The following is an 8,935-nucleotide window of genomic DNA, read 5'->3' as shown; positions in this document are numbered from 1 at the left end:
GATGGCTTCGCGGACCCGCTCGGTATTGGTCAGCACGCTTTCGCGCTGGCTGGCCAGTTCGGCGATCAGTGCGCGCATGCGCGATTCATTGTCCGAATAGGTGCGTTCGAGCGCGGTGACCTCGTTGTGGATCATCACCTCGAGCTCGCCGGCGCGCGACAAAGCACGTTCCAGGCCATCGCCCAATGCATTGACTTCGCGGCGCACGGCCTGGCCGACCGAGGCGACCTTGTCGGCCGCAGTCACTTCCGGCTCGGCCAGGCGCATGGCGGCCTGGGTGATCGACGAAGCGGCATTGCGCAGGTCCTGCGCGCGGCGGAACAGGGTGGCGACGGCGAAGAAGCCGAGCACCGGCAGGAAGGCGATCGCCACCAGGCCAATGAAATCGATGGTGCCGACGAACTGGCCGAAATTGGACAGTTGCGGTCCGTAACGCAGCCAGCCGCCGGCGCCGGCTACGGCGAGCCAGATGATCGACAGCAGCAGCGCGATCCAGGTTGGCGTAGCCGAGGAGCGGTGCTGCAGACTGTAGAGAAGCTTGGAGGTCGGGAAGCGGTCGTCATTGGCGACGGGGCCGGCATGCTGGGCAATCTTGTCGGCGGCGCGCAGGCGCTCGGAGCGCACATTGTCAGTCGACCGCTTTTCGGCGGTCTGCTGCGGCGTGCTGTCCAGGCTGAATACCGATTCCTTGAGGGCGTCTTCAACTGCTGAGAAAGCCAGCGCTGCGGGATCGTTACTGGGGGTCGGATTCTTCGCCATACTCTTTACAACTCTCGCGTCGGCTTCACAGCAACAAGGCGGACAGTAGGCGTTATGACTACGCACCCGTTTCCGGTCGCATGGTCAAATGGAAACAATTCGATGCAATTGCCCCGCATCGTCCCCCCAACCCTCGCCGCCGCGCGCTGGTTCAAAGCCCATTAATACATTCAATTTGATGCAATCCGAGCGTTTTCTTACCCAAAGGTTAATTTTTTGGGGAAGAACCGGCGCCATCAAAACCGTCCAACCAAGGCGAAGATATGGCTTAATCACCTGTTCACCCGGCCCCACTAGGCTGACCTCATGTGGTATTGTCCGTTGGCTCGGGCGCGTCGCTACATGCAGTGTGTGGAGCAGCCAGAATGGCGTTGAAAGCAGCATCGGTCGAAAAGCTCGGCGAGGTCGCCCATGTGCGGGCAATACGGCCTATCGATCTGGTGCATCTGGCCAAGCAATGCCTGGGCGACGAGAATCTCGAACTCGAAGTGCTCCGCCTGTTCGATACCACCATCAAAACCTATTTCGGCCGGCTCGAACTGGCCGCCAGCTATGATGATCTGGCGCTGAACCTGCACTCCATCAAGGGTGCCTCCGCTGGCGTAGGCGCCTGGACCATTGCCGATCTGGCCAAGGCCTGCGAAGTCGAAATGCAGGCGGGCCGCCCGCTCGCCCCCGAACGGATCGCCGATCTCGGCATCGCCGTCGAAGAAGTCCGTGGCTTCATCGCCGATATGCTGGGCGACCAGCAGGACTGAGGTTGGAGGCGTCAGAGCAGGAAAAGGCGAGCCTTGGGAACGCCTGCTTGGCTCAGGCTATCTCGCATCTCGCTCAGCAATACGGTCGTGAGCGCTCGTTTCGGGATCGGGACGAAGATCGGTCCGGCCTCGAATAGTACAATGACACCGTCATCTTCTGCCCAGGATTTTATGTCGCTCCATGTGCGCGTTTGGTGGGCATTGGGCTGCGTCAGTGACAGGTGGGTGTCTGTCCAGGACACCTCGACCTCTTGTTGCATCGCTGTCGACTGTCGGAAGTGCTTCGCTGCCGTCCACGTCGAAGAAATCCGCCGACGCAAAAGATCAAAACCTGTGCGATCATTGCCCCTCCAGCGATCAAAGCGACACTCACTGGTGTGATGGGAGCATCGCGGAGCAGCATGATGCCCAAGATAACCGCGCTGAGGCCTGCAAACGCGACGAAAGGTTCCCAGACCTCGAGCCTGCTGCGCCGCCAGAGATTGTTGCCACCGATAATGTCTCGCTCGGTCAACTGATAGGTAATGGGTTGCATGGTCACTCTGGATTGCTGATTGCGGTGCAGTATCGCGGAACGAGACCATCTTCGCCACGGTCAATTTGACCCTCTCACCGCCATCCCCTATATAGCGGCACAACCTTGCCGCGCCCCTGCAGCGGCCCCCCACAGTCCAGCAGAATCCATGTCCCTATCCACCGTCGCCGAGGCTGCGCCCCGGTCCAATGCCGAACCATTTCGCACCCGCCGTACCTTCGCGATCATTTCGCACCCGGACGCTGGCAAGACCACGCTGACCGAGCGGCTACTCGCCGCGGCCGGCGCGATCCAGTCGGCCGGCGCGGTGCGCGGCAAGGCCGGCACGCGCTCCACTCGCTCCGACTGGATGGAGATGGAGCAGCAGCGCGGCATTTCCATCACCTCCTCGGTGATGACCTTCGAATATGACGGGCTGACGCTCAACCTGCTCGATACGCCCGGCCACTCGGACTTTTCCGAGGACACCTATCGCACGCTGACCGCCGTCGACGCGGCCATCATGGTGATCGACGCGGCCAAGGGTATCGAAAGCCAGACGCTCAAGCTCTTCGAAGTCTGCCGCCTGCGCGACATCCCGATCATCACCTTCATCAACAAGATCGACCGCGAGGGCCTGGCCCCGCTCGATCTCATCGACGAGATCCAGGGCAAGCTGGCGCTCGATCTCACGCCCGTGCTCTGGCCCATCGGGCAGGGCGTCGATTTCCACGGCTATCTGGATCTACTGGAAAAGCGCGTGCTCTCGCCCCAGGGCAAGCCCATCGCGGACTATGAGCAGATCGAAGACCTGCTCGACAATGAGGCCCTGGTCGATGATCCGGTCTTCATGATTGCGCTCGAGACGCTCGAAATGGCGCGGGCCATGCTGCCGCCATTCGATCTCGACACCTTCCATGCCGGTCATCTGAGCCCTGTGCTCTTCGGCTCCGCCCTCAAGGGCATCGGCGTCGCGGAATTGCTGCGCACGCTGGGCGAATGGGGGCCTGAGCCGCGGCCGCAGCCGGCCATTCCGGCGCCGATCGAGCCATCAGACAAGAAGGTCACCGGCTTTGTCTTCAAGGTGCAGGCGAACATGGACGCCAATCACCGCGACCGCATCGCCTTTGTGCGCCTGTGCTCGGGCACCTTCACCCGCGGCATGCGGCTCAAGAATGTCCGGTCGGGTAAGGACATGGCGGTCTCCAACCCGATGTTCTTCTTCGGCAATGACCGTGAACTGGCCGAGCAGGCCGTGGCTGGCGATATTGTCGGTATTCCTAATCACGGCACGCTGTCGGTCGGCGATACGCTGACCGAGGGCGCTACGATCAACGTCACCGGCATCCCGAATTTCGCGCCGGAAATCATCCGCCGCGTCCGCCTCACCGATCACATGAAGACCAAGCAGATGGCCAAGGCGCTGTCGGACCTCTCCGAAGAGGGCGTCACCCAGGTGTTTCGCCGCGTCGTCGGCGCCGACTGGATCGTCGGCGTGGTCGGCCAGCTGCAGCTCGAAGTGCTGAGTTCGCGCGTCGCCAAGGAATATGGCGTGCCGATCACCTTCGAGAGTTTGAACTACGAAGTGGCCCGCTGGATCGAGAGTGACGACTCCAAGGAGTTGGAACGCTTCATCGCCGCCCAGAAGATGAACATTGCCGAAGACCGCACCGGCGCACCGGTCTTCCTGGCGCAGAATGCCTGGTGGGCCGATCGTGCCAAGCAGGACTTCCCCAAGATCCGCTTCCTCACCACCAAGGAACGCCATTGAGTTCCCCCGAGCGCATTGAGGAGTTCCTCTCGGCCACCAAGTCCGCATTCATCGGCGGTTCATTGTTGCGGCTGAAATTGGGCGGCTATCACGGCCAGGAGCCGGATCTGAAGTCCATCGACGTCAAGAAGATCGTGGTCAAGGGTGGGGATAAGTTCAGCTTCACCTTCCACTACAAGACCCGCGACATCATCAAGAATCACATCCAGCCCGAAGCCATCGGCCATCTGCGCACCGCGCTCAGGGACGAGTTCCGCAGCGCCCAGCTCAGCACCACCGAGTTCGACATGAGCTTCGAGCGCAATGGGGACAAGGTGCGGCTCAAGCGCAGCGAAGTGGCCGGCCGCGAGGCGCCTTCGACCGAGCATAACCGCGCCAAGAACCGCCCGCTCGCCACCAGCGACAAGCCTTATCTGCACGCGCTGGGCATTACCGGCAAGGACGGCGCCGTGCGCAACGATGCGCAGGATAAGTTCAGGCAAATCAACAAGATGGTCGAAATTTTCGCGCCATTGATTCAAGCGATCAAGGCCGAAAAACCGCGCATCGTCGATATGGGGGCGGGCAAGGGCTATCTCGATTTCGCCCTTTATGACTACCTTGCCAATGTGGCCCAGCGCCCCGCCGAGATCATCGGCGTCGAAATGCGGGACAAGCTGGTGGAAGATGGTAATGCCACGGCCGCTCAATCCGGTTTCGACGGCCTCAGCTTCGTGCCCGGCACGATCCTCGACTATGACGCAGCGGGCGCCGATGCCGTCATCGCGCTCCATGCCTGCGACACGGCCACCGACGACGCCATCTACGGGGGGATAAGTGCCGGCGCCTCCCTCATCGCGGTGGCGCCGTGCTGCCACAAGCAGATCCGCCGCCAGATGGAAGCCGGCGAGCCCGAGGATAAATTACTTATCCTCCTCCGCCACGGCATCTTCATGGAGCGTCAGGCCGAGATGGTCACCGACGCATTGCGGGCCTTGCTGCTCGAACTCAACGGCTATCGCACCAAGGTCTTCGAGTTCGTCTCGGACGCGCACACGCCCAAGAATAATCTGATCGTTGCCGAAAAGGACGGTCGGGTTGGCCGCGACCGCGACGCGATCCTCAAGCAGATCGCCGAGACCAAGGCGATGTTCGGCATCGAGCGCCATTATCTGGAAGGGCTGCTGGGGTTATAGCACTTTCTCACCTCTCCCCCTTTGGGGGAGAGGTGAAGCGCGCAAACCCCACCTTGCCTCTCCCCGCCTTCCTAAACTCACCCCCATCCCCTATATCGGTTGCACACAAGCAAGCCTTGAGACCCATGACCAAGATCACCTTCGTGCAGCAGGACGGCGAACGCATCGAGACCGAGGGCCAGAATGGCGCCACCGTGATGGAAACCGCCATCATCAACGGCATCCCCGGCATTGTCGCCGAATGCGGCGGCGCCTGCACCTGCGCCACCTGCCACGTCTATGTCGATGACGCCTGGACCGAGACCGTCGGCGGCCCTTCGAACATGGAAGAAGACATGCTCGATTTCGCCTTCGACGTGAAGGCGCAGAGCCGTTTGAGCTGCCAGATCAAGGTCAAGGACGAACTGGACGGGCTCGTGGTGCACGTGCCCAGCCGTCAGGGATAGGCCACAGCGCTAGTCGCAGCGCGTAAAGGCGTAGGGCTCGCCCCAGTCGGCTTCGTCTTCAACATCGGCTTCGTACAGGTGGAATCGGTCGGGCCCCACCCAGACGGCGAAGTATTGCGGACCGCCCGCGATCGGCCGCCAATGGGTGCGCCCGTCGCGAGCCACCAGTTCGGTCGCCGCTTCGGGCTCCGGGTCCTTGGGGCCGACATAAAAGATGTGCGTGTCATCGGGTGCCTGGATGCGGACAGGCAGGTCGCACGTCGCGTAAGTCGTCGTCGGCCGGCCGGCAAGTTCCATGGACCAGTCGCCGACAAAGGGCGCCGACTTGCCGTCTTCGATATCGACAATGTTCTCGCGCGGCCAGGGCGTCAGGCCCAGCGCCACCGGCATGGCTGCGGCAAAGAAAATCAGGGCGAGTGCTGAACGTATCGTGTGCTTCTGCGTCATTCCATCTGCTCCACCAGCGTTCTGGGACGCGCAAAATTTTCTCATGGCATCCCCCGCAAAGATTCATTTAGCGGCTTTGCGCTAAACCCATGCGCAGCGTTCCAAGCGGCGCCTCTGCAGGGAAATATAAAAGCTATTGATTCTCAACATCTTGCCGCAGCAGGCTGGTTTGGATTATTTTGCCCTCTATCCACCATCAGGGTTCCAATGGGTCAACTCAACACATTTCCGTTGAGCTACAAAGTTCAGGGTCTGCGCATCGTCATCGTCGGCGGTGGTGAAGAAGCCCTCAACAAGGTCCGGTTGGTCACTAAGACTACCGCTCAGGTCGTGATTATCTCCCGCCATGTCGAAGCCGATTTCAGCGGCTTTGCGGTCGAGCAGATCGAGCGTGCCTTTGTGCCGGCCGATCTTGATGGCACCGCGCTGGTTTTCGTTGCGGAAGAGGGCGCCGATGCCGAGCTGGCCAAGGCCGAAGCCCGTGCCCGCGGCATTCCGCTCAACGTCGTGGACGTTCCGGCCGAGTGCGACTTCTACACGCCGTCGATCGTCGAGCGTGCGCCGCTGACCATTGCCATTTCCACCGAAGGCGATGCGCCGGTGCTGGCTCGCCTGGTGCGTGCACGTATCGAAGCCATGTTATCCCCAGGGATAGGCAGAATCGCGAGTCTGGCCGGTGGTTTGCGCCAGCGCGTTGAGAGCCTGATTCATGATGGGGCTGCGCGGCGCCGCTTTTACGAGGCGCTGGTAACCTCGCCCGAGATCGAAGCTGCTGAACAGCGCGGTCAAGGGCTTGATGCAGCTCACGATTTGCTGAGCCAGCACGTCAATGCCGAGACCAAGGGCGTCGTCTGGCTGATCGGCGCCGGCCCGGGCTCGGAAGACCTTCTCACCCTGCGCGCCCAGCGCCTGCTGCAGGAAGCCGACGTCATCGTGCATGACCAGCTCGTCCCCACCGTCGTCGTCGACATGGGTCGCCGCGATGCCGAGCGGATCGATGTGGGCAAGGCCAAGGGTCACCACAGCTTTTCGCAGGCGCAGATCAATACGCTGATCGTCCGGCTGGCCAGGCAGGGCAAGCGCGTCGCCCGGCTCAAGTCCGGCGATCCGATGATCTTCGGCCGCGCCGGCGAGGAAATATCCGCTCTGCGCAAAGCGGGGATATCTTATTCCATCGTCCCCGGCATCACAGCCGCTCTCGCTGCCGCTGCCGATACCGCCACGCCGGTGACGCTGCGCGGGGTATCGAGCGGCTTCATCATGGCGACAGCGCATGGCGCGGACGACAGCGATTTGCAGCATTGGGCGGCTTTGGCGCAGTCGGGTCTGACGCTAGCGCTCTATATGGGCAAGTCGATTGCATCCGAGGTCGCCGGCCGCCTCGTCGCCAATGGTGCGAGCCCGACCACGCCAGTTGGCATAGTGGTCAATGCCGGGCGTCCCGATAGGGCAACATATTCCGGCAACCTGCGATCCCTGATCGAAGGTCAGGTGACGTTCATCGATGGTCCGGCAATCATTTTCGTAGGCGAAGCAGTGGCGGCGGGAGATTGGGCAGATGCTGGCCAACTCGCCGCCCTGAGCTTCAAGGTGGCGTGACGACATGGAAATTCTGACAGGCAATGAGCTGATCTCCGGTGCGACGGTTTATCTCGACGTATCAGGTACTTGGGTCGAGGACCTGCAGTCCGCACGCATCTTTTCCAAGGAAGAGAGTGCCGAGCGCGACGCAGCCTTGGCCGCGACCAAGGGTACGGGCCGGGTGATCAGCCTCGAAATCGAAGAAGTGACGCAGGAGCAGGGCCGCATCGTGCCCAAGCGCCTGCGCGAACGCATCAGGGCAGCGGGTCCAACCGCGCCTTTGACATTGAACGGCGAGATCTATGACCGCCAGCATCTGGGTGAGGACGGTCATGTATCGATATGACGAATTCGACGCGGCCTTCGTTGCGGGCCGCACCGCGCAGTTTTCCGACCAGGTGAAGCGGCGCCTCTCGGGCGAGTTGAGCGAGGACCAGTTCCGCCCGCTCCGCCTGATGAATGGTCTTTATCTGCAGCTCCACGCCTATATGCTCAGGATTGCAGTGCCTTACGGCACGTTGTCCTCCAAGCAGATGCGCATGTTTGCCCATATTGCGCGCACCTATGACCGCGGCTATGGCCATTTCACCACGCGGCAGAACATCCAGTTCAACTGGCCCAAGCTCAAGGATATTCCCAAGATCCTGGAAGAGCTGGCGAGCGTGGAAATGCATGCCATCCAGACCTCTGGCAATTGCATCCGCAATGTCACGGCCGATCATTTCGCCGGAGCCGCCGCCGACGAGATCATCGACCCTCGTCCGATTGCCGAAATCCTGCGGCAATGGTCGAGCCTGCATCCGGAATTCTCGTATCTGCCGCGCAAGTTCAAGATCGCCATCACTGGCGCGCCGAACGATCGTGCTGCCATCCGTTTCCACGATATCGGCCTTCAGGCGGCGACCAATGCCGCGGGCGAAATCGGCTGGGAAGTCTGGGTCGGCGGTGGCCTTGGCCGCACGCCGATGATCGGTAAGCTGATCAACAGCTTCGTGCCCAACGAGCACCTGCTGGCCTATCTCGAGTCGATCATGCGCGTTTACAACCGCTATGGCCGCCGGGACAACAAGTACAAAGCGCGCATCAAGATTCTGGTGCACGAAGAAGGGCTTGAGACCATCAAGGGCCAGGTCGAGGCCGAATTCGCCGAAGTGCGCGGTGGCGTGCTGACGCTGCCGGCCGAGGAAGTTGACCGCATCACCGCCTATTTTGCGCCGCCCAAGTTCACCGCACAGCCGGCGACCAAGATTGACGTGGCCTATCAGTCGATCATCGACCCGGCCTATGGCCGCTGGCTCGACCATAATATCAACTCGCATCGCGAGCCTGGGTATGCCTCGGTCACCATTTCGCTGAAGCCCGTCGGCGGTGCCCCGGGCGACGCGACCGACAAGCAGATGGACGACATTGCCGACATTGCCGAGCGCTATGGGTTCGATGAGCTGCGTGTCACCCACGAGCAGAATCTGGTTCTACCGCACGTC

At 61.5% G+C, this 8,935-nt stretch carries 9 protein-coding genes and 1 pseudogene; 7 read left to right on the top strand and 3 right to left on the bottom strand.

Features of this window, described 5'->3' with window-relative positions; translation table 11 throughout:
- Positions 1–759, bottom strand: a pseudogene (locus V6M52_RS01915) (antitoxin); the annotation flags it as partial.
- 365 nt (positions 760–1,124) lie between these two features.
- Between V6M52_RS01915 and V6M52_RS01910 the strand changes: the two are divergent.
- Positions 1,125–1,517, top strand: a complete 393-nt coding sequence (locus V6M52_RS01910) for an Hpt domain-containing protein (RefSeq protein ID WP_332686439.1) — start codon at positions 1,125–1,127, stop codon at positions 1,515–1,517.
- Between the two features lie 11 nt (positions 1,518–1,528).
- On the opposite strand, the gene V6M52_RS19940 is transcribed toward V6M52_RS01910, so the two are convergent.
- Positions 1,529–1,777, bottom strand: coding sequence for a YcxB family protein (locus V6M52_RS19940; RefSeq protein WP_442881801.1), 249 nt, complete (start codon positions 1,775–1,777; stop codon positions 1,529–1,531).
- A gap of 423 nt (positions 1,778–2,200) precedes the next feature.
- Here V6M52_RS19940 and V6M52_RS01905 point away from each other — a divergent pair, with 423 nt between their 5' ends.
- The 3 genes from V6M52_RS01905 to V6M52_RS01895 all read left to right on the top strand — a co-directional run bounded on the left by V6M52_RS01905 (position 2,201) and on the right by V6M52_RS01895 (position 5,423).
- A complete protein-coding gene (locus V6M52_RS01905; RefSeq protein WP_332698851.1) occupies positions 2,201–3,802 on the top strand; it encodes a peptide chain release factor 3 in 1,602 nt (533 codons plus the stop codon).
- The gene (locus tag V6M52_RS01900; protein WP_332698848.1) at positions 3,799–4,977 is read left to right on the top strand and encodes a class I SAM-dependent methyltransferase; all 1,179 of its coding nucleotides are present in this window, start codon (positions 3,799–3,801) and stop codon (positions 4,975–4,977) included. The genes V6M52_RS01905 and V6M52_RS01900 overlap by 4 nt, the downstream gene beginning before the upstream one ends.
- A 125-nt stretch (positions 4,978–5,102) precedes the next feature.
- The gene (locus tag V6M52_RS01895; protein WP_332686429.1) at positions 5,103–5,423 is read left to right on the top strand and encodes a 2Fe-2S iron-sulfur cluster-binding protein; all 321 of its coding nucleotides are present in this window, start codon (positions 5,103–5,105) and stop codon (positions 5,421–5,423) included.
- A 9-nt stretch (positions 5,424–5,432) separates the two neighbouring features.
- Here V6M52_RS01895 and V6M52_RS01890 read toward each other — a convergent pair whose 3' ends face one another.
- Positions 5,433–5,870: a hypothetical protein gene (locus tag V6M52_RS01890; protein ID WP_332686427.1), complete on the bottom strand. Its 438-nt coding sequence runs from the start codon at positions 5,868–5,870 to the stop codon at positions 5,433–5,435.
- 231 nt (positions 5,871–6,101) lie between these two features.
- Between V6M52_RS01890 and cysG the strand changes: the two genes are divergently transcribed.
- The 3 genes from cysG to V6M52_RS01875 all read left to right on the top strand — a co-directional run.
- Positions 6,102–7,469, top strand: coding sequence for a siroheme synthase CysG (cysG, locus tag V6M52_RS01885; RefSeq protein ID WP_332686425.1), 1,368 nt, complete (start codon positions 6,102–6,104; stop codon positions 7,467–7,469).
- A gap of 4 nt (positions 7,470–7,473) precedes the next feature.
- Positions 7,474–7,797 carry a DUF2849 domain-containing protein gene (locus V6M52_RS01880; RefSeq protein ID WP_332686423.1) on the top strand — a complete coding sequence of 108 codons (324 nt, stop codon included), beginning with the start codon at positions 7,474–7,476 and terminating at the stop codon, positions 7,795–7,797.
- Positions 7,784–8,935 (top strand): nitrite/sulfite reductase (locus V6M52_RS01875; protein WP_332698854.1); only part of this gene is annotated, 1,152 nt, incomplete at its 3' end. The genes V6M52_RS01880 and V6M52_RS01875, both read left to right, overlap by 14 nt.

It is taken from the genome of Devosia sp. (assembly GCF_036676215.1).
GTDB lineage: Bacteria > Pseudomonadota > Alphaproteobacteria > Rhizobiales > Devosiaceae > Devosia.
Note: the sequence above shows the minus strand (reverse complement) of the source record. Positions and strands in the feature narration are given on the sequence as shown.